Here is a 20,544-nt window from a genome sequence, read left to right as displayed (position 1 = left end):
AAAAATAACAGTAGGGTGCACCGTGCGCACCAAACTCACCACAATATTCCAATGATTCCAGCCATTTGGTGCGCACGGCGTACCCTACATTTTTGCGATTGGAAAAATTGTCCTGTACGGAAGGGCTGCCTGAAAATCCCACATTTTTGTTAAAATCCCATTTTTATTTTTTATTGAAACGAGAATTTCACCATGTCCCACGTTTTCATTATCCAAAACAATGATTTGGCAAATTTAAACCTGCCACACACACAAGCCTATTTCAGGCTGCCTGAAAAACTGGCGGACAATGTGTTGCGCGTGCCTGTGGCGGAGGATTTCAGGCTGCCTGAAGATGTGGCGGCGGAATTGACCGCCGCACAATGCGATTTTGCCGTGTTGCCTGATTGGGTGTTTGGTGATGACGTGAAACTGATTGTCAGCGATATGGACAGCACGCTGATTACCATTGAATGCATTGATGAAATTGCCGCCCAAGCAGGTTTGAAAAACCAAGTTGCCGAAATCACCGAACGCGCCATGCGTGGCGAATTGGATTTTGAACAATCGCTGCGAAATCGTGTGGCTTTGCTGGCGGGGCTGCCTGAAAGTGCCTTGCAGCAAGTGTATGATAATACATTGACATTATCCGATGGTGCCGCATATTTATTGCGTGAATGCCATGAAAAAGGCGTGGCATTTGTGCTGGTGTCGGGCGGATTCACTTTTTTCACAGAAAAATTGAAAACGCGATTGGGTTTTCAGGCAGCGTTCGCCAATGAATTGGAAGTTGAGAACGGTGTTTTGACAGGGCGCGTATTGGGCGATGTGATAGACGCACAGACCAAAGCACGGATTTTGCAACAATTTCACGCGCAAATTGGCGGAAAAGCGGTGGCGATTGGCGATGGTGCAAACGACATTCCCATGTTGCAAGCGGCGGATTTGGGCGTGGCGTTTCATGCCAAAGCCAAAACACGCCAAGCGGCAGATGTGTGCATCAATTTTGGCGGTTTAGATGCGTTGAGAAAGTGGTTCAGATGATTCAGGCAGCCTGAAAAGGAAAAAACATGTCATTGCCCATCAATCCCGAATACCAAATTTGGCTCAATGATTTAAAAACGCGCATTTTGCAATCGCAGCAAAAGGCGATTTTATCGGTCAATCAGGAACTGATTTTGCTCTATTGGCACATAGGGCAAGAAATTTTGCAACGCCAGCAAGAACAAGGCTGGGGCGCGAAAGTCATTGCCCAATTATCGCAAGATTTATCGGCGGCGTTTCCTGAAACAAAAGGTTTTTCGGTTCGCAATTTGAATTATATGCGCCAATTTGCCGAACAATGGGCTAAGGCGGAAATTGTGCAAGTACCGCTTGCACAATTACCTTGGTATCATCAAATTGCTTTGCTGGATAAACTGAAAGACAGGCAAACGCGCTTGTTTTACGCGCAACAAGCCATACAAAATGGTTGGTCGCGCAATGTTTTGGTGCACCAAATTGAAAGTCAATTACACCAACGCGCAGGGCAAGCCATCAACAATTTTGCCCAAACGCTGCCTGAAAGCCATTCAGATTTGGCAAAACAAACATTCAAAGACCCGTATGTATTTGATTTTTTGGATTTGAGCCACATTCATCAAGAACGCGAATTGGAACGCGCACTCACGCAGCACATCACGCAATTTTTATTGGAATTGGGTGCAGGATTTGCCTTTGTGGGCAGACAAATTCATGTGAATGTGGGTGGCGATGATTTTTACTTGGATTTATTATTTTACCATTTAAAATTAAGATGTTATGTTGTGGTTGAATTGAAAACAGGCGATTTTAAACCCGAACACATCGGACAACTGAATTTTTACTTAACCGCCGTAGATAAGCAAATCAAAAGCGAACAAGACGCGCCCACCATTGGCTTATTGCTGTGCAAAAACCGCAATCAAGTGGTGGTTGAATACGCTTTACAACACAATACGCAGCCCATAGGCGTAGCCGAATATCAATTAAAACAGGCTTTACTGGATTTTGATGAACCGTTTCAGGCAGCCTGAAAACCCCATTTAATCAACAGGAAACAAAATGTCCGTCCCCGAATATTTACAAAACATTCGCATTGTATTGAGCCGCACCAGCCACCCCGCCAACATCGGCGCAGCAGCACGCGCCATGAAAACCATGGGTTTGAGCCAACTGGTTTTGGTTGCCCCCAATCTCATGCAAACGCCCATGACACCTGAACCACCTGAATTTTCAGCCGAAAATGCTGCCGATTTTAAGCTGCCCGAAGAAAGTTTCATACTCGCCTCGGGCGCGGTGGACGTGTTGGAAAACGCCAAAATCCTTGCCACCTTGCCCGAAGCCTTGACGGGAACGGTGTTGAGTTGCGCCCTAACCAGCCGCCGCCGTGAACTCACCACGCCTTTGCAAACGCCACGCGAACTCACGCCCAGCTTGCTTGCCGCCGCGCAAAATGGACAGCAAGTTGCGCTGGTGTTTGGCAACGAAACCTTCGGTTTGAGCATAGACGAAGTGCAGCATTGCAATCGCCTGATGACGATTTCGGGCAACCCCAATTATTTTTCGCTGAATTTGGCGCAGGCGGTGCAAGTGGTGTGCTACGAATTGTTCAGCCAAGTGAATGCGGATATGTCGCACCTGATTCCCGAGCGCAATCTTGCCACCGCCGACCAAGTGGCAGGCATGGTGCAACATCTTGAACAAACAATGGAAAATTTGGATTTTTTCCACAAACGCAATCAAGAACGCATGGTGCGCCGTTTGCATTCGCTGTTTAATCGGGCGGACACGACCACCGAAGACATTGATATTTTGCGCGGCTTTTTCAATAAAGTGCAGCAAAAAGTCGCCAAAAATCAAGAAAAATAATTTTCAGGCTGCCTGAACGTGGTTTTTACGCCATAATCAGGCATTTTCCGCACAAAAAAATTTCCCGAAAACAAAGAATTGTGATAAAAATACGCCCCTGAAAAAAATCGCAAAATCAAAATATAAAAAACTAGGAAAGTACATGAAAATCAATAAATTAGCTTTATTGGTCAGCATTGCGCTGTTGGCGGCTTGCGGCGGTGAAAGTGCTAGGCGTGATATGGCAAAAGTTGAACCGCAAACACAAGTCGCAGTCGAAACACCTACAAGCCAAGCTGCGGTGAGTGTGCCTGAAACGGTAGTGAGTGCTTCGGCGGTGATGGCAATGGCAGCCGAGCGCGACACTGCTTCGCCAGAACCTGCTGAAGCCGCACCAGCTTCAGCTTCAGCCAGCCCTGTGCCTATCGTGTCTGCTTCTGCGCCGACCGAAATCATAACCCACGCCGTGTCCAGCACGCGCCCAATGGTGATTACCGCCGATTTGACTTTCCGCACGCCCGATGTGCGCAAAACCGCGTTGGCGATTGAACAATTGGCGGCGAAACAGGGCGGTTTTGTCGTGTCCAATCAAACAAATACGGACATGGTGTCCAGTCAAGCGTTTGAACAATCAGATGGTATGTTGTTGATTATTGAAAATTATGTCAGCAAAACCGATTTGTTGGTGCGTGTGCCGCGCCAAAACGCGCAAACATTTTTACACAGCCTGCAACCACACATTGATTTATTGCAAGCACAAAATTTTTCGGCGGAAGACGTGGGCAGCCTGTTGCAACGCCAATTATTAGCCGCGCAACGTGAACAGCAACGTTCCAAAGATTTAGGTCATTTAAATCAATACACTAGGGGCAATCAAGATGAACGCCGAGCCACCATAGAAGCGCAATACCAAGCCAAAGAGCAAGAAGACGAAGCGAGAATCCAACAGTCTGAATTGCAAGACAAAATTAAATTTGCCACCATCAATTTGCATTTCAGCCAGCCTGAACAATTGGTGAAACACACCAAACCCAATCCCGAAGCGGCAGCGCGTGAACATCGCCCAAGTTTCTGGCAAAGCGCGAAATTGGCGATGTTGAGTAGTTGGAATGCGATATTGGCTATTGTGTTGTTTTTATTGAATACTTGGTTTGTGTGGGCGGCGATTGTGGGTGGAATTTACGGTATTCGCCGCTATCGTCAGCGCGTGCCGACCATCACCGAGTTTGAAGTGCAAGAATGGACGGCGGAAGATGAACCCAAACCATCACGCCGCAGAAATAAATTTAAAATTCAAAGAGATGATGAGTAATTAAATCATTCATTAAATAATTGGGGCGAGTGCAATACTCGCCCTAAATTTTCAGGCAGCCTGAAAATATAAATATCAAAATTTTATCTGGATAATAAATGACTTATTGCCAATTTTGTAATGCACTCCCTGCCGACACGTCCGACCCCAACAAATCCTATCACGATACAGAATACGGTTTTGCGCAATCTGACGATAATGTTTTGTTTGAACGGCTGATTTTGGAAATCAACCAAGCGGGCTTAAGCTGGACAATTATTTTGCGTAAACGGGCGGCGTTTCGGGCGGCTTATGCGCAATTTGATGTGGCGAAAGTGGCGGCGTTTGATGAGCATGATGTGGCGCGTTTGTTGGCGGATACGGGTATTGTGCGAAATCGTTTGAAAATTCAAGCAGCTATTTTTAATGCGAAACAAATTATGCGTTTGCAACAAGAATATGGCAGCCTGAAAGCATGGTTGGACACGCACCACCCACGCGACAAAGCGGCATGGGTGAAATTGTTTAAACAGCAATTTAAATTTGTGGGCGGCGAAATTGTGGGGGAATTTTTGATGAGTTTGGGCTATTTGCAGGGGGCACACGAAGCGAGTTGCCCCATTTATACAAAATTAAAAGAATAAAATAATCAACGATTTGAGTTTGTCTTCAAACCGTTGTTGATTTTTTTAGGCTGCCTGAATATTGCCAATTATTGAATTAGGCAATCCAAGCAGTTTTTACATAAGCTTTTGGCAAGTTGCTCCAATTCATGTTCAAAACAGGCGATGGAATAATCAATTTTATTGTGTAAATAATCATTCAAATCACTCAAAATGGCGTGGCGTTCTTGGTGAATTTGGTTTTCGTTTTGGAATAAATCTGCAATCATAATTTAATTAAAATCAATTGTTTAACTTGTTTTTATGGTGCTTAAATTTTAAGCAAGCGCGGATTATAATGAAAACGCCACACTACAGCAACTGATTTGATAGACTCTAAATTCAATCAAATAAATCCAAATTATGCTGTGTTTTTTCCACACGCACATCGCGCTCGCCATCGGCAAAAATCAGGCGCACTTTTTGCCCTGCTTTGAGCTGGGCGGCTGATGTGATGAGTTCGCCGCGTGGCGTTTGCACCATGCTGTAGCCGCGCTGCAAGATATTGTAGGGCGAGAGGGCGTGTAATACGGCGGTGCTATGTTGTAGGCGGGCGTGTTGCTGGGCGAGTGTGTGCTGGATTTGTTGGTTTAAGGCAGCCTGAAATTGGGTAATTTGTTGTTTTTGTGAATTTAATTTTTCTCGTGGGTGGCGCAATTGTTTGTTGAGAAAATCCAATTTTTGGCTGGCGTTTTGGTAACGTTGTTGCAGGCTGTGGTGTAGTTTTTCGTGTAATTGTTTGATTTTTCTTTGGGTTTCGGCAAAGTTGGGGCTGGCTAATTCGGCGGCGGCGGTGGGTGTAGGGGCGCGTAGGTCGGCGGCGAAATCGGCAAGGGTGAAATCGGTTTCGTGTCCCACGCCGCTCACGGTGGGAATGGGGCTGGCGGCGATGGTTTGCGCCACGATTTCTTCGTTGAATGCCCACAAATCTTCCATGCTGCCGCCACCACGACAGATGATTAATACGTCTGCTTGGGCGTGTTTGTTTGCGGATTCAATGGCTTGGGCAATTTGGTATTCGCTGCCTGAGCCTTGTACGGCGGTGGGATAGACGATGATGGGAATGTGTGGCGCACGACGTTTGAGTGTGGTCAGCACATCGCGCAGGGCGGCGGCGGCAAGGCTGGTAACAATGCCGATGGTGCGTGGGTTTTCAGGCAGCCTGCGTTTGCGCGTTTGGTCAAATAAGCCTTCGTTTTGTAAGGTGTTTTTGAGTTTTTCGTAACGCAAATACAAATCGCCTAAACCCAGCGTGCGAATATCGTTTACGGTGATTTGGTATTCGCCGCGCGCTTCGTAAATGCTGATTTTGCCTGTTAATTCAATGTGGTCGCCGTCTTTGAGTGGCGTGGCGAGACGGGCGGCGGTGTGGCGGAATAGGGCGCAACGTACTTGGGCGGTCGCGTCTTTGAGTGCGAAATAGTAGTGTCCACTGGTGGCGCGGGTGAGATTGGAAATTTCGCCGCTAATCCATAAGCCGTCTAATTGGTTTTCCAAAATTTGGCGGGCGATGGCGTTGAGTTCGGAAACGGTGAGTGGGGCAGGGGAGAATAGGTCGGTCATAATGGTTTTTTGGGGTAAAATGGATTTCAGGCTGCCTGTGTCCAATCTTCAATGATTAAACCGCTAATATTTTGAAAAATTTGGCTTTGATTGCTCACCAGCACTGCACCAAGTGAGCGTGCGTGGGCGGCAATCCACAAGTCATTATTGCCGATGGGTGTGCCTTGTTGTTTCAGTTGTGCGCCCAAACGGGCATAATGTTCGCTGATGGCTTCGCGTGGCAATAATACATCAATATGTTTTGCCAACAGTTCTAGTTTGTGCTTTGATTTTTCAGATAATTCGCTGCGATATACGCCTTTGAGCAATTCACTGTAGGTGATAAAACTCATGCACACTTTATCGTGGCGCGGTAAACTGGCGATTTTACGCGCCACGATTTCGGGGCGATTTCGCATTAAATACACTATCATATTGGTATCCAACAGATAAATCATAATGCATCGCGCTCCTGTGGTGGTGTATTATCGCGTTCTTCCACCGCACGGATAAAGTCTTCGTCAAATCCTTCAAATAACGCTAAAAAATCTTCGCCGCGTGTATCGGGTTGAATGGGGCGTAAAATCACATCGCCATTGTCGCCGTGTAAAATTTCCACCGTGTCCACCTTAAAACGGAAACTGATGGGAATACGCACCGCTTGGCTGTTGCCGCTTTGAAAGACTCTGGTGAGCATATTGCTTTCTCCGTGTATACATATTCAAAATCATGTTTATACTAATTTAATTGAATGGCAAAATCAAGGTTTCAGGCTGCCTGAAATTATACAAACATAAAAATAATGTAATAAAATCATGTACAAACTACTCCCTATTATTCATACCCTATCCAAATTAAGCCTATTGTTTGCCATGCTCACGCTGGTGCCTACGCTGGTGTCGCGCATTTTTGATGATTACGCTTTTGTCGCTTTTGCAGAAACGGCGGTGTTTACCGTATTGATTTCATTTATTTTATATTGGGCAACCAAGCGTTATCAACGCGAATTGCGTCCGCGTGATGGTTTTACTTTGGTGGTGCTGCTGTGGCTGGAATTTGCGGTGGTGGCGGCTATGCCCCTGTATTTGCATTTCCCTGAAATGTCGTTTACCAATGCCTTTTTTGAAGCGATGAGTGGCTTAACCACCACAGGCGCAACCGTGATTACGGGGCTGGACACGATTGCGCCGTCTATTAATTTTTGGCGGCATATGTTGAACTGGTTGGGGGGCATGGGGATTATTGTGTTGGCGGTGGCGGTGTTGCCCATGCTCGGCGTGGGGGGGACACAGCTTTTGAAAGCGGAAATCCCTGGTATTGAAAAAGACACAAAAATTGCGCCGCGCATTTCACAGGTTGCCAAACAATTGTGGTTGTTTTATTTGGGCAGTACGGTGTTGATTATGCTGGTGTTGCGTTGGGCGGGCATGACGTGGTTTGACGCGGTGTGCCATGCCATGTCCGCGTTTGCGCTGGGCGGATTTTCTACGCATGACAACAGCATTGCCCATTTCAATTCGCCCGTGATTGAAGCCGTGATTGCGCTGGCGACCATTGCGGGGGCGATTAATTTTGCTAACCATTTTAGTGTGTTGCGCCAAAAAAGTTTGCGGGCGTATTGGCGTGATGAAGAATGCAAACTCATGCTCTTGCTGCTTTCAGGCAGCATTTTGATGAGCAGTATTTATTTGACCTATAACGGTTTTTATCAAACTCTGCCTGAAGCCTTGCGTTATGTGGGCTTTAATTATGTGTCCATTGGATTGGCGAGTGGTTTTGCCAATGCGGATTTTGCCCAATGGTCGCTGATTGTGTCGCTGTGGATGTTTTTCCTGTCCAATGTGTTGGCGAACACGGGTTCTATGGGTGGTGGGGTGAAATTGGCGCGGGCGTTGGCGTTGGCGAAATTTTCTTTGCGCGAGATTACTTTATTGCTGCACCCAGACGCGGTGCGCACGGTCAAAGTAAACGGGCGCACGCTGCCTGAACGCACGGCAATGGCGATTATGGCGTTTATTTTTGTCTATTTTATGACGGTGGTGGTGTTTACTTTTGCGCTGATGATAACGGGGCTGGATTTTCTGACTGCGCTCACGGCGACCATTGCCTGTATTACCAATGCAGGGCCGGGTTTGGGTGATGTAGGGCCTAGCCACAATTATGCGAATTTGTCGGCGGTGCAAAAATGGTTGTGTACGGCGGTAATGTTGTTGGGGCGACTGGAGATTTTTACCGTGTTGATGTTGTTTACGCCGAATTATTGGAAGAAATAATGTTCAGGCTGCCTGATAATACACGACGATTTTTCTAACCATGAAAATGTAGGGTGCGCCGTGCGCACCAAACTCATCAAAATATTTAAATTATTCAGCTATTTGGTGCGAACGGCGCACCCTACATTTTAGGTTTATGAAAAATTTCGCGTACTGTAAAAAAGTAAGACAATGTAAAAAAGCCCAACAGTTTCATTCACAAAAAATATTTCAGGCAGCCTGAAATTTTAAAACATTTGAATTTGAAAAATATTTTTTTGATTTTATTGTTGTTTGGCTTACTTTTTCAAAAAGTAAGTCGCCGCGCGGCGATAGAGCGCACGCCGTAGGCAAATTTTAATTTTGTCGTGTATTGAAAGGCAGCCTGAAACCATAAAAACCGTTTCAGGCTGCCTGAAATCCCATAAAACCATTATAATCCCCCTTTTATTTCAATCATCAAAAATTATCTAAAAATATGAAAGCCAGCCAATTTTTTATCTCCACGCTCAAAGAAGCCCCTGCCGAAGCCAGCTTGCCCAGCCACAAACTCATGCTCCGCGCAGGTTTAATCAAAGCCAACGCTTCAGGTTTGTACACTTGGATGCCTATGGGTTTGCGCGTTTTGCGTAAAGTGGAAAACATCGTCCGCGAAGAAATGAACCGCGCAGGTGCAATTGAATTGCTTATGCCTGTGATTCAACCTGCTGATTTATGGAAAGAATCAGGTCGCTGGGATTTCTACGGCGATGAATTATTGCGGATTGAAGACCGCCACGATAATCCATTCTGTTTCAGCCCCACTTGCGAAGAGATGATTACGGATATTGTCCGCAAAGAAGTCAATTCATACAAACAGTTACCCAAAAATTTCTACCACATCAACACCAAATTCCGCGATGAACGCCGCCCCCGTTTTGGTGTAATGCGCGCGCGTGAATTTGTGATGAAAGACGCGTATTCTTTCCATGCCGATTTTGATTCTTTGAAACAAACTTATCAGGATATGTATGACACATATTGCCGTGTTTTCAATCGCTTGGGTTTGCAATATCGCCCTGTTGCGGCGGACACGGGCAGCATTGGCGGCACAGGTTCGCACGAATTTCAAGTATTGGCAGACAGTGGCGAAGACGTGATTGCGTACAGCGACAGCTCCGATTACGCGGCAAACGTGGAATTGGCGCAAACTTTGCCGCTTTCAGGCAGCCGAGCTGAACCCACGCAAACTTTGACCAAAGTCCACACGCCCAATGTGAAAACCATTCCGCAACTGGTTGAATTTTTGAATATTCCGATTGAGAAAACTTTGAAATCCATTGTCGTGGAAAGCGAAAATGACGGCGAACTCGTTTTGCTGCTTTTGCGTGGTGACCACGAATTTAACGACATCAAAGCGGAAAAATTGGCAGGCGTGAAATCGCCTTTGACGATGGCTGCACCCGAATGGATTATGGCGCAATTTGGCGCAAATGGCGGTTCGCTCGGCCCTGTGGGTTTCAAAGGCAAAGTGTACGCGGATTTCGCCACCGAAAAAGGCACGGACTGGGTCATCGGTGCAAACGATGACGACTTCCACTACACAGGTTTCCACTTCGGGCGCGATTCCGCCGAACCTGAATTTGTGGATTTGCGTAACGTGGTCGCTGGCGACCCCAGCCCTTGCGGTTCAGGCAGCCTGAAATTGGCGCGTGGCATTGAAGTGGGACACGTTTTCCAGTTGCGCGACAAATATGCCAAAGCGATGAACGCGACTTTCTTGGACAACAACGGCAAATCGCAAATCATGGAAATGGGCTGCTACGGCATAGGCGTAACGCGCGTGGTGGCGGCAGCGATTGAGCAAAACCATGACGAAAAAGGCATTATTTGGACGGAAGCGATGTCGCCATTCACGGTCGTGATTGTGCCGATGAATTACAAAAAATCGGACGATGTGAAAAACGCCGCCGACCAAATCTACGCGGAATTGCAAGCGGCTGGCGTGGACGTGTTGTTGGACGACCGCGATGAACGCGCTGGCGTGTTGTTGAACGACAGCGAATTGTTGGGCATTCCGCACCGCATTGTGATTGGTGACCGCGCTCTGAAAGAGGGCAATGTGGAATACGCCAATCGCCGTGCTGGGGAATCGGAAAATATTGCCGTGAGTGAAATTGTGAATCTTATCAAAGCCAAATTAGCATAATTTCATTACCATAAAAACTTCAGGCAGCCTGAAAAATCATTTTCAGGCTGCCTGAATATTTTTGAGCAGTTTTATTTAAATTTTACACGCGCCACCGACACAACCATCGTCTTGCAAATCGGTTTGCACATCGTCTGCGCCATCGCGCGTATTGTGGTAATACAATGTTTTCAAACCATATTTGTAAGCAGATAACAAATCTTTCAACATTTGATTCATTGGTACGCGACCGCCTTCAAAGCGTTTGGGGTCGTAGCTGGTGTTGGCAGAAATGGCTTGGTCAATGAATTTTTGCATCACGCCAACCAGTTTCAAATAGCCATCGTTGCCACCCATTTGCCACAAGGTTTCGTATTGTCCGCGCAAACGGTCAAATTCAGGCACGACTTGTTTCAAAATGCCGTCTTTGGATGCTTTCACGGTTACCAAACCACGCGGTGGCTCAATGCCATTGGTGGCGTTGGCGATTTGCGAGCTGGTTTCACTGGGCATTAAAGCGGTTAAGGTGCTGTTGCGTAAACCATATTTCACAATATCGGCGCGTAAACTTTCCCAATCCAAATGCAAAGGTTCGGTGCAGAATTTGTCCAAATCCGATTTGTAGGTATCAATCGGCAAAATACCTTGCGAATAAGTCGTTTCGTGGAATAGGGGACACGCGCCGTATTCTTTCGCCAAATTCACAGACGCTTTCAGCAAATAATATTGCATGGCTTCAAAGGTGCGATGGGTCAAGCCAATCGCGCTGTCATCGCTGTATTTCACGCCATTTTTCGCCAAATAATAGGCGTAATTAATCACGCCCACGCCCAAAGTGCGGCGGTTCATGGTCGCTTTTTCGGCGGCGGGAACAGGGTAATCTTGATAATCCAACAGCGCGTCCAAAGCGCGAACCGTCAAATCTGCCAATTCTTCAAATTCGCCCAATTCGCTAATCGCGCCCAAATTAAACGCCGACAAAGTACACAGCGCAATTTCGCCATTTTCATCGTTGATATTATTCAAAGGCTTGGTGGGTAAAGCAATTTCTAAACACAAATTGGATTGGTGCACTGGCGCAATTTTCGGGTCAAATGGGCTGTGCGTGTTGCAATGATCCACGTTTTGAATGTAAATGCGCCCCGTGCCAGCGCGTTCCTGCATTAACATGGAGAATAAATCCGCCGCAGGCAGCGTGCGTTTACGAATGTTTGGGTCGGCTTCGTATTGCGTGTACAGGCGTTCAAATTCATCTTGGTCGGCGAAAAAGGCTTCGTACAAACCTGCGACTTCATTGGGCGAAAATAGTGTAATGTCTTGATTTTTAATCAAACGCGTGTACATCAATTTGTTGATTTGCACGCCATAATCCAAATGGCGCACGCGGTTGTCTTCTACGCCGCGATTGTTTTTCAACACCAGCAAGCTTTCGGCTTCAATATGCCAAAGCGGATAAAACAGCGTTGCCGCACCACCGCGCACACCGCCTTGTGAACAAGATTTCACGGCAGCCTGAAACATTTTGAAAAATGGAATGCAGCCTGTGTGTTGCGCTTCGCCGCCGCGAATTTCGCTGCCCAAACCGCGAATGCGCCCTGCGTTAATGCCAATGCCTGCGCGTTGCGACACATATTTCACAATCGCAGACGTGGTCGCATTAATGCTGTCCAAACTGTCATCGCATTCAATCAACACGCAGCTAGAAAATTGGCGAGTAGGGGTACGCACGCCCGACATAATCGGCGTGGGCAGCGAAATTTTGAATTGCGACACGGCATCATAAAATTTCTTAATATAATTCAAACGTGTATCGGCTGGATATTTGGCAAACAAACACATTGCCACCAAAATATACAAAAATTGTGGGCTTTCATAAATTTGTTTGGTTACGCGATTTTGCAGCAAATATTTGCCTTCCAATTGTTTTACGGCGGCATAGGCAAAATTCAAATCTCGCTCATGGTCAATATATTGATTTAATTCATTAAATTCTTCACGCGAGTAATCTTGCAAAATATGTGGGTCATATTTGCCCAAAGTGGTTAATTTTTGTACATGGTCAAATAAATGCGGTGGTGTGTATTCGCCATAGGCAATTTTACGCAAATGGAAAATCGCTAAACGCGCTGCAAGATATTGATAATCTGGAGTTTCTTCGGAAATCAAATCGGCGGCGGATTTGATGATGGTTTCGTGAATGTCTTTGGTGTGAATGCCGTTATAGAACTGAATATGTGATTTCATTTCCACTTGCGACACGGACACATTATTTAAACCCTCCGCAGCCCAATCCAACACGCGGTGGATTTTGTCTAGGTTAATCGCTTCAAGTGTGCCGTTGCGTTTGGTAACTTTGATTATGCTTGTGCTTGTGTTCATGTGTCTGTCCAAAATAGTGAAAGGTTTGCGAAGCCGTTATTGCGGCGGCAGGAAATCATTAGTGGGGCATGATACGTTTTTTCAGGCAGCCTGAATAGTCTTGACAAAAAATAAGCTATTCTGGAGAAAGAATTATTTTTTTATTTTTTGAAAACATGGTTTTAGCTGTATCAGCTTGAAATCATTTAGGGTATTATTGCTTAAAAATGTGGCAAAATACACACAAAAAGGCAGCCTGAAATCACTCTTTACAGTGTTTCAGGCTGCCTTTATTTATGTGCAAAATAGGGCAGGTGATTGATGGATAAATCAACGAATGCTGTTGCCCACGCGCCCCATATCGCCCAAATTCAGCCAAATAAAGAATGCTTTACCCACAATCAAATTATCGTTTACAAAACCCCAATAGCGGCTGTCTGCGCTGTTGTCGCGGTTGTCGCCCATGGCAAAATATTTGCCTTCAGGAACGGTGCATTTGAAGCTGCTGCCGTCTTCGGCAAAATCGCAATAGCGTTTTAAGTCATTGCTGCCATCGTGATAATTGTATTTGGGCATTTCGCGCGACAAGTATTGGCGCAAAGTGGGCATGTGGACGGCGGGTGCATCTTCATCTTTTAAAACATGAAATTCGCGTTCGCCAAATTGCGAGCCATACATTTGACTGCTTAAGCTGTGTTGTGGATTAAAATCATCGGCATACTGATATTCGCCTTTAAGCGTATCGTTTTCTACTATGCCGTTGACAGTCAAAACTTTATTTTTGTATTCAACCACATCGCCACTAATACCGACTATGCGCTTAATATAATTCACTTGCGGCTGCACAGGATAATTGAACACGGCAACATCGCCGCGTTCCACTTTGCCTGTGGGAATTAACACCGAATTCAGCACAGGAATGCGAATGCCGTAGATAAATTTGTTTACCAAAATAAAATCGCCTTTCACCAAACCAGGTCGCATGGAGCTGGAGGGAATCTGAAACGGCTCGGCAACAAAAGTTCGCAACACAAACACTACCGCAATAATAGGGAAGAAACCTGCCATATAATCACGGAAGTGGTTGTTATCAGGTATGGTTTTATCTTTGCGTGATTTTTTTGCCCACAGCCACAACACACCTGTCAGCAAAGTAAATGTCAGCAAAATCGCGGTAAAACTCCACCCAAAGCCCGCCGATAAAATGCCAAATATCCCCACCATCACCAGTAAATAACCCCATTGCAAACCACTGCTCCACTCGCCATCGGCGGTGCGCTGTTTGCTGCCAAAAAACAGCAATATTGCGCCTGCAATCATTGCGCCAATAGCCAGATAAGTAAAATTCATGTCCACTTTTTGTCCTATTCAATCAAAAAAATATTGAGGCAGCGATTCAAATATTCAGGCTGCCTGAAAATTAGGTGTTGCATTTTACCATTTTCAGGCAGCCTGAACGAATTTAGGTTGGTTGCTTATTTAATTTGATAATCCAATACAAAGCGCGCTTGATTATCTTGTGCCAATATTTTGCTTAATTTAGGCATAATCTGTTTCAACATTTCAGGCAACACATAAGGCGGATTGATTAAAAACATACCGCTTCCGTGCATACCAAAACCATCAGCGCGTGGCGCGTGGACGTGTAATTGCACATCTAAATAATTATTTGGGCAAAGTTTTTTCAATTTTTCAGGCAGCGTTTGGCTTTCTGTGCGGCTCAAACAGGGATACCACACGGCATAACAACCTTGCTCAAATTTTTTCAGTGCGTCTTTGAGCGTGTCCACCACGCGCGTATAGTCTTGTTTTTGTTCATAAGGCGGGTCAATCAACACCACCGCGCGGCGTGTGGCAGGTGGCAACAACGCCAACAAACCCGCAAAACCATCTTCTTGTTTCACAATACATTTTCGCCCCAAATTCAATTCGCGCATATTATTGATTAAATGGTGAAAATCGGTCGGGTGCAATTCAAACAAACGCATTTTGTCCGCTTCACGCAATAAACTTTGCGCCCAATAGGGCGAACCTGCGTACAAATTATTTTCTGCCAACATTTCGTCCAAATGCGCCACAAAATTTTGTAAACTTTCAGGCAGCCTGAATAGATTTTCGCGCAATTTGGCAATACCGTGCTGGTATTCGCCCACTTTTTGCGCTTCATCGCCGCGCAAATCGTACACGCCTGCGCCCGAATGGGTGTCTATATACCAATAGGGTTTGTCTTTTTGATTGAAATAATGGAGCGTTAAAAACAAAATAAAGTGTTTTAAAACATCAGCATGATTGCCTGCATGAAAGGCGTGGCGGTAACTTAACATGGGAGTTTTTCCTGTTTTCAGGCTGCCTGAAAGAAATGGAGATTATTGACGAGATGGAGACTGTTTCGTCCAATCAATCTGTTTAAAATCAAAGCGTAACAAAACACGTCTGTCGGCAGGATTTTCGCTGGGACTGGCGTCATTTTCGCCGCGCCCAACCGCCGTCATTTTCGCCAATAATTCTGCTTTATGTGGAAAATCAGGCATTTCCGTATCAATATACGTCAAAACCGCATTGGCGCGCTCCGTGCTTAATTTCATATTGGACGCGTAGCCGCCCACGCTGTCGGTATGCCCTTCCACAATCAGGCGCGTGATTTGCTCCTGCTGCTCGCCCGACAATTCCGCAAACACGGTTTTGGCAAACACGGGCATTAATTGGTCTAAAATCGCCTTGCCTTCGGGCTTTAACACCGCCTTGCCCGACTCAAACGCGAAATCCGCAGCAATATTCATATCGCCCGTGCGTGGGTCGGTTTCAATTTCCAAGCCACTGTTTTTCAAAGCCATTTGTACATCTTGTACAATTTCATCGCGTTGCGCGTGTTGATTCACCAAAATGGCAATGCTCAAAGTTAAAAAAATCGCCATCAAGCCCGTCATCAAATCCGACAAGGCAATCCAAGTGGTCGCCTCGTCTTCTGTTTCCATTACTGGTTCTTCATAAGGTTGTAACATATTGTTTTTCCAAATTATTCAGGCATCCTGAAAATTAACTTGAGAATTTATTGGCAAATAATTTCTTGTTTTCATTGCTTAATTCTGCCAATTCCATTTCCAATTTTTTGAATGGGTCTAATGGATTGCTGATGGTGCTAGATGTGCTGGTTTTCACGCTAACAGGCTCGGCAATCGGTGCAGGCTGTTGTTGCAATTTTTGCATAATTTCTTGATTTATTTGGTTTTGTGTGTGCAATTGCTGGCTAATTTGTGCCAATAATTGCGTTTGCGCGTCCATTTTTTCCGCAAACGTGTTCAGCAAATGATTTTGAAATTCCGCGCTGTGATTGGTGTACGGAATCAATAATTTACTGACCGTTTTGCTTAAAGTTTCCTGAATATGGCTCAATTCCGCCAAATAGGGCGCAAATTCCGCTTGTTTTTGCAAACTGTGTTGCGTTTCTGCCGACAAACTGGCATTCACAGGCGCATTCAGGCTGCCTGAAAATTCTTGTGGTGTATAATTTTGATTTTGAAGTGTTTTATTTAATTGTTGCGTGGCATTGAGTTGTGCGGCTAGGTATTGCAACACTTCTTCATTATTCTGTTGTACGGTTTTATTTTGTTGATTATGTTGTTGAATAATTTTATTTTTTTCAGACTGGGCGCGGTGGTGGTAAATCGCGTTCACCACCACATTCAAAATCATAAAAAACGCCGCCGAACCAATCCCCAAAATAGAGTAAATAAACACCGATTTGAGTTCGCCTACAAATATTTGAATTTGTTCAACTTCTGTACCGAAATTCCGCAGCGATTCAGTCAAGCCATAAAATGTGCCAAACAAACCCAATGCCGTCATAATGCTGGGGGCTTGGCGCAATAAATTTCTACCCCATTGATTTAATAATCTAAATTTTTCAGGCAGCATTGCCCAAATAAACGAAGCGCAAAAAATCACCGCCGCCAATACCATCAAATTAAACACGGTAGGCAAATGGCTACGCGCAATCATTAAAATACTTTCTGAATTCATACATTTATCCTAAAAATCCATTATTTTTTTCTTGTGTAACAATATTATATAGAAATTCATCTGTTGCCGCTATTTTTCAGGCAGCCTGAAAATAGGGGGCAATGGCTTATCGTGGGGTGGGCAGCGTGGTACGCGGCGCAACGCGTGTACAAGGCAATGATATATCGCCCATTTTTCTGTTTTCAGGCTGCCTGAATGTTTATAGTGAATTCAATTTAAACCAGTACAGCGTTACCAGCTCCCTTATGTACTATGTGTACACGGCGGTCGCTGTCGCCTTGTCCTGATTTAAATTGAATCCACTATAAATTTGCGCCCAAACCTTTCAGGCTGCCTGAAAATATCGTAATATCAGGTTTTTTTACCGAAAATAATATGGTACAACGCTCAAAATCTTCCCCCGCTTGGATGCACGAACACGTGAACGACCCTTATGTGCAACGCGCCCAAAAAGACGGTTATCGCGCCCGCGCCGCGTATAAATTATTGGAAATCAATGAAAAAGACAAATTAATCAAACAAGGCACGGTGTTGGCGGATTTGGGCAGCGCACCAGGGAGTTGGTCGCAGGTTGCCGCCAAATTGGTCGGCAAAAACGGCAAGGTGTTCGCGCTGGATATTTTGCCTATGGATGCGATTGAGGGCGTGGATTTTATTCAGGGCGATTTTCGTGAAGACGATGTACTCGCCCAATTGGAAAATTTATTACAAAATCGTCCGCTAGACCTTGTAATTTGCGATATGGCACCCAATATGTCGGGCAACGATACAATAGACCAAGCACGAAGCTATTATTTATGCGAATTGGCATTGGATTTTGCTCAAAATCATTTAAAAACAGGTGGTTCATTTTTGGTGAAGGTGTTTCAAGGTTCGGGTTATCAAGAATATTTGACCGCCATGCGCCAAATTTTTGCCACCGTGCAAACGCGTAAACCTGATGCTTCACGCAATCGTTCCAGCGAAATTTATTTATTAGGCAAAAATAAACGCTGACAAGCCTGTATTCGTGTTTTACAATCCAACTTCATTTTTTTAGATAGGAGCTTGTTTCTGTGGGAAACAATTTCAAAAACATACTCGTTTGGGGTGCGCTGTTTTTAGCGATTGCGGCTGGCGTAAACGCCATGCAAGAGAAGAAGGCTGATTCCAAACAAATTGAATATTCACAATTTATTCAACAAGTTAAATCAAAAGAAATCAACAATGTGAACTTGGAAGGTTCACCCGCAGGGTACACGATTAAGGGCGAGCGCAACGATGCCGAAAAATCCACTTTCGTTACCCACGCGCCGTTGGACGACAAATTAATCCAAACGCTGACTGAAAATAATGTCCGCGTGAAAGTTACGCCTGAAGAAAAACCCAGCATGTTGAGCAGCCTGTTTATGAGTTTGCTGCCTGTATTGTTGCTGATTGCCGTGTGGATTTACTTCATGCGCGCGCAAACAGGCGGTGGCAAAGGCGGCGCATTTTCATTTGGCAAAAGCCGTGCGCGTTTGTTGGACAAAGATGCCAACACCGTGAAATTTTCAGACGTGGCAGGCTGCGATGAAGCCAAAGAAGAAGTCCAAGAAATCGTGGATTATTTGAAAGCCCCCAATCGCTATCAATCTTTGGGTGGACGTGTGCCACGCGGTATTTTGTTGGCAGGCAGCCCTGGTACGGGTAAAACCCTGTTGGCAAAAGCCATTGCAGGCGAAGCGGGTGTGCCATTTTTCAGCATTTCAGGTTCAGATTTTGTGGAAATGTTCGTGGGCGTGGGTGCAAGCCGCGTGCGCGATATGTTTGAACAAGCCAAGAAAAACGCGCCTTGTATCATTTTCATTGACGAGATTGACGCGGTGGGTCGCCAACGCGGTGCAGGTTTGGGCGGTGGCAATGACGAACGAGAACAAACCCTGAACCAACTTTTGGTGGAAATGGACGGCTTTGAAAGCAATCAAACCGTGATTGTGATTGCCGCCACCAACCGCCCAGACGTGCTTGACCCAGCTTTGCAACGCCCTGGACGTTTTGACCGTCAAGTGGTTGTGCCATTGCCGGATATTCGCGGTCGTGAACAAATTTTGAAAGTGCATGCCAAAAAAGTGCCTTTGGACGAAAGCGTGGATTTGGTAACGTTGGCGCGTGGTACACCGGGGTTTTCGGGTGCGGATTTGGCGAATTTGGTCAATGAAGCCGCCTTGTTTGCAGGTCGCCGCAACAAGAAAAAGGTTGACCAAAGCGATTTTGAAGATGCCAAAGACAAAATCTACATGGGACCAGAACGCCGCAGCATGGTAATGCACGAAGACGAAAAACGCGCCACCGCCTACCACGAAGCAGGTCATGCGATTGTGGCGGAAAGTTTGCCGTTTACCGACCCTGTTCACAAGGTTACGATTATGCCGCGTGGACGTGCGTTGGGCTTGACGTGGCAGCTGCCTGAACGCGACCGCATTTCCATGTACAAAGACCAAATGTTGAGCCAACTGTCCATTTTGTTTGGCGGACGCATTGCGGAAGATTTGTATGTGGGACGCATTTCCACAGGCGCGTCCAACGACTTTGAACGTGCCACCGCTTTGGCGCGTGAAATGGTAACGCGCTTTGGCATGAGCGAAAAAATGGGCGTGATGGTGTATGCGGAAAATGAGGGCGAAGTGTTTTTGGGTCGCAGCGTAACGCGTTCACAACACATTTCTGAAAAAACCCAACAGGAAGTGGACGCGGAAATCCGCCGCATTTTGGACGAGCAATATGCCGTTGCCTACAAAATTTTGAGCGAAAACCGCGACAAAATGGAAACCATGTGTAAAGCCTTGATGGATTGGGAAACGATTGACCGCGACCAAGTGCTTGAAATCATGGCTGGCAAACAGCCTTCTCCGCCCAAAGATTACAGCCACAATGTGAAATCGGAAACGGAACAACAAGCCGACCAAGACAATTCGGAATTTGCCGAATTGCCTAAAATGGAAAGTGAAAAATTGGCTGAACCAAGCACGCAAAATGAAGCGGTAAAATCCGATAATTCGGGTAATCAAAATAAAGCGTAATGTGAAATCATTCAGGCTGCCTGAAACCGAACAATAATGGTTTCAGGCAGCCTGAATGATTTGCAAAATTGATTTAATCATATCATAAAAAATTCCCCATTTTCATGAAATTTGCATAGACTTACTTTTTGTGTATCCATTTGAAAAATATTTAAAATATTTCTTGATTTGTCTTTATTTTTACATTACATTAAAACCTGTTTTTCAGGCTGCCTTTCAGTACACGACAAAAATAACTGTAGGGTGTGCCGTGCGCACCAAAATCCACCACAATATTTAAATTATTCAGTAATTTGGTGCGCATGGCGCACCCTACATTTTTGTGATTGGAAAAATTGTCGTGTACTGTAAGGCTGCCTGAAAA

Annotated in this window: 20 protein-coding genes; 10 read left to right on the top strand and 10 right to left on the bottom strand. The window is 45.5% G+C overall.

The window, feature by feature from the left end; genetic code table 11:
• Positions 1-192 precede the first annotated feature (192 nt).
• From serB to Q338_RS05940, 5 genes are all read left to right on the top strand, one after another.
• A complete protein-coding gene (gene serB / locus Q338_RS05960) occupies positions 193-1,023 on the top strand; it encodes a phosphoserine phosphatase SerB (RefSeq protein ID WP_034293038.1) in 831 nt (276 codons plus the stop codon).
• A 26-nt stretch (positions 1,024-1,049) separates the two neighbouring features.
• Positions 1,050-2,033 (top strand): PDDEXK nuclease domain-containing protein, encoded by a 984-nt coding sequence (locus tag Q338_RS05955; RefSeq protein WP_034293036.1) that lies wholly within the window; start codon positions 1,050-1,052, stop codon positions 2,031-2,033.
• 28 nt (positions 2,034-2,061) lie between these two features.
• The gene (locus Q338_RS05950) at positions 2,062-2,868 is read left to right on the top strand and encodes an RNA methyltransferase (protein WP_034293034.1); all 807 of its coding nucleotides are present in this window, start codon (positions 2,062-2,064) and stop codon (positions 2,866-2,868) included.
• A gap of 142 nt (positions 2,869-3,010) precedes the next feature.
• Positions 3,011-4,159 carry a DUF4349 domain-containing protein gene (locus Q338_RS05945; protein WP_034293032.1) on the top strand — a complete coding sequence of 383 codons (1,149 nt, stop codon included), beginning with the start codon at positions 3,011-3,013 and terminating at the stop codon, positions 4,157-4,159.
• 98 nt (positions 4,160-4,257) lie between these two features.
• On the top strand, positions 4,258-4,782 hold the full coding sequence (locus Q338_RS05940; protein WP_034293030.1) for a DNA-3-methyladenine glycosylase I: 525 nt from the start codon (positions 4,258-4,260) through the stop codon (positions 4,780-4,782).
• Positions 4,783-4,850: 68 nt separating this feature from the next.
• Here the strand turns inward: Q338_RS05940 and Q338_RS05935 are convergent, their stop codons facing one another.
• The 4 genes from Q338_RS05935 to Q338_RS05920 form a co-directional block, all read right to left on the bottom strand.
• Positions 4,851-5,030 carry a hypothetical protein gene (locus tag Q338_RS05935; protein ID WP_034293028.1) on the bottom strand — a complete coding sequence of 60 codons (180 nt, stop codon included), beginning with the start codon at positions 5,028-5,030 and terminating at the stop codon, positions 4,851-4,853.
• A 112-nt stretch (positions 5,031-5,142) separates the two neighbouring features.
• Positions 5,143-6,363: an exodeoxyribonuclease VII large subunit gene (gene xseA / locus Q338_RS05930; RefSeq protein WP_034293026.1), complete on the bottom strand. Its 1,221-nt coding sequence runs from the start codon at positions 6,361-6,363 to the stop codon at positions 5,143-5,145.
• 26 nt (positions 6,364-6,389) lie between these two features.
• On the bottom strand, positions 6,390-6,800 hold the full coding sequence (locus Q338_RS05925) for a PIN domain-containing protein (RefSeq protein WP_034293024.1): 411 nt from the start codon (positions 6,798-6,800) through the stop codon (positions 6,390-6,392).
• Positions 6,797-7,039 (bottom strand): antitoxin, encoded by a 243-nt coding sequence (locus Q338_RS05920; protein WP_034293021.1) that lies wholly within the window; start codon positions 7,037-7,039, stop codon positions 6,797-6,799. Before Q338_RS05920 ends, Q338_RS05925 begins: the two co-directional genes overlap by 4 nt.
• A 118-nt stretch (positions 7,040-7,157) precedes the next feature.
• Here Q338_RS05920 and Q338_RS05915 point away from each other — a divergent pair, with 118 nt between their 5' ends.
• Positions 7,158-8,615 carry a TrkH family potassium uptake protein gene (locus Q338_RS05915; protein ID WP_034293019.1) on the top strand — a complete coding sequence of 486 codons (1,458 nt, stop codon included), beginning with the start codon at positions 7,158-7,160 and terminating at the stop codon, positions 8,613-8,615.
• 278 nt (positions 8,616-8,893) lie between these two features.
• Here Q338_RS05915 and Q338_RS15335 read toward each other — a convergent pair whose 3' ends face one another.
• Positions 8,894-9,028 carry a hypothetical protein gene (locus Q338_RS15335; RefSeq protein WP_280517570.1) on the bottom strand — a complete coding sequence of 45 codons (135 nt, stop codon included), beginning with the start codon at positions 9,026-9,028 and terminating at the stop codon, positions 8,894-8,896.
• A 44-nt stretch (positions 9,029-9,072) separates the two neighbouring features.
• On the opposite strand from Q338_RS15335, the gene Q338_RS05910 reads away from it, so the two are divergent.
• Positions 9,073-10,782: a proline--tRNA ligase gene (locus tag Q338_RS05910; RefSeq protein WP_034293017.1), complete on the top strand. Its 1,710-nt coding sequence runs from the start codon at positions 9,073-9,075 to the stop codon at positions 10,780-10,782.
• A gap of 75 nt (positions 10,783-10,857) precedes the next feature.
• On the opposite strand, the gene nrdA is transcribed toward Q338_RS05910, so the two are convergent.
• The 5 genes from nrdA to Q338_RS05885 all read right to left on the bottom strand — a co-directional run bounded on the left by nrdA (position 10,858) and on the right by Q338_RS05885 (position 17,139).
• The gene (gene nrdA, locus Q338_RS05905) at positions 10,858-13,140 is read right to left on the bottom strand and encodes a class 1a ribonucleoside-diphosphate reductase subunit alpha (RefSeq protein WP_034293016.1); all 2,283 of its coding nucleotides are present in this window, start codon (positions 13,138-13,140) and stop codon (positions 10,858-10,860) included.
• A 309-nt stretch (positions 13,141-13,449) separates the two neighbouring features.
• On the bottom strand, positions 13,450-14,475 hold the full coding sequence (gene lepB, locus Q338_RS05900) for a signal peptidase I (RefSeq protein ID WP_034293014.1): 1,026 nt from the start codon (positions 14,473-14,475) through the stop codon (positions 13,450-13,452).
• 119 nt (positions 14,476-14,594) lie between these two features.
• Positions 14,595-15,443 (bottom strand): 23S rRNA (adenine(2030)-N(6))-methyltransferase RlmJ, encoded by an 849-nt coding sequence (locus Q338_RS05895; protein ID WP_034293012.1) that lies wholly within the window; start codon positions 15,441-15,443, stop codon positions 14,595-14,597.
• Positions 15,444-15,485: 42 nt separating this feature from the next.
• Positions 15,486-16,121: an OmpA/MotB family protein gene (locus Q338_RS05890; protein WP_034293010.1), complete on the bottom strand. Its 636-nt coding sequence runs from the start codon at positions 16,119-16,121 to the stop codon at positions 15,486-15,488.
• A gap of 34 nt (positions 16,122-16,155) precedes the next feature.
• The gene (locus Q338_RS05885) at positions 16,156-17,139 is read right to left on the bottom strand and encodes a MotA/TolQ/ExbB proton channel family protein (protein WP_034293008.1); all 984 of its coding nucleotides are present in this window, start codon (positions 17,137-17,139) and stop codon (positions 16,156-16,158) included.
• Positions 17,140-17,240: 101 nt separating this feature from the next.
• Here Q338_RS05885 and Q338_RS05880 point away from each other — a divergent pair, with 101 nt between their 5' ends.
• The 3 genes from Q338_RS05880 to ftsH all read left to right on the top strand — a co-directional run bounded on the left by Q338_RS05880 (position 17,241) and on the right by ftsH (position 20,180).
• On the top strand, positions 17,241-17,426 hold the full coding sequence (locus Q338_RS05880) for a hypothetical protein (protein ID WP_034293006.1): 186 nt from the start codon (positions 17,241-17,243) through the stop codon (positions 17,424-17,426).
• Positions 17,427-17,514: 88 nt separating this feature from the next.
• Positions 17,515-18,135, top strand: coding sequence for a 23S rRNA (uridine(2552)-2'-O)-methyltransferase RlmE (gene rlmE / locus Q338_RS05875; protein ID WP_034293004.1), 621 nt, complete (start codon positions 17,515-17,517; stop codon positions 18,133-18,135).
• Positions 18,136-18,194: 59 nt separating this feature from the next.
• Entirely contained in the window at positions 18,195-20,180 is a 1,986-nt protein-coding gene (gene ftsH / locus Q338_RS05870; protein ID WP_034293002.1) for an ATP-dependent zinc metalloprotease FtsH, read from the top strand.
• Positions 20,181-20,544 lie beyond the last annotated feature (364 nt).

The sequence above is a fragment of the Alysiella crassa DSM 2578 genome, from assembly GCF_000745955.1.
Classification (GTDB): Bacteria; Pseudomonadota; Gammaproteobacteria; order Burkholderiales; family Neisseriaceae; genus Simonsiella; species Simonsiella crassa.
The sequence above is the reverse complement of the archived record's forward strand: the minus strand, read 5'-3'. Positions and strand labels throughout refer to the sequence as shown.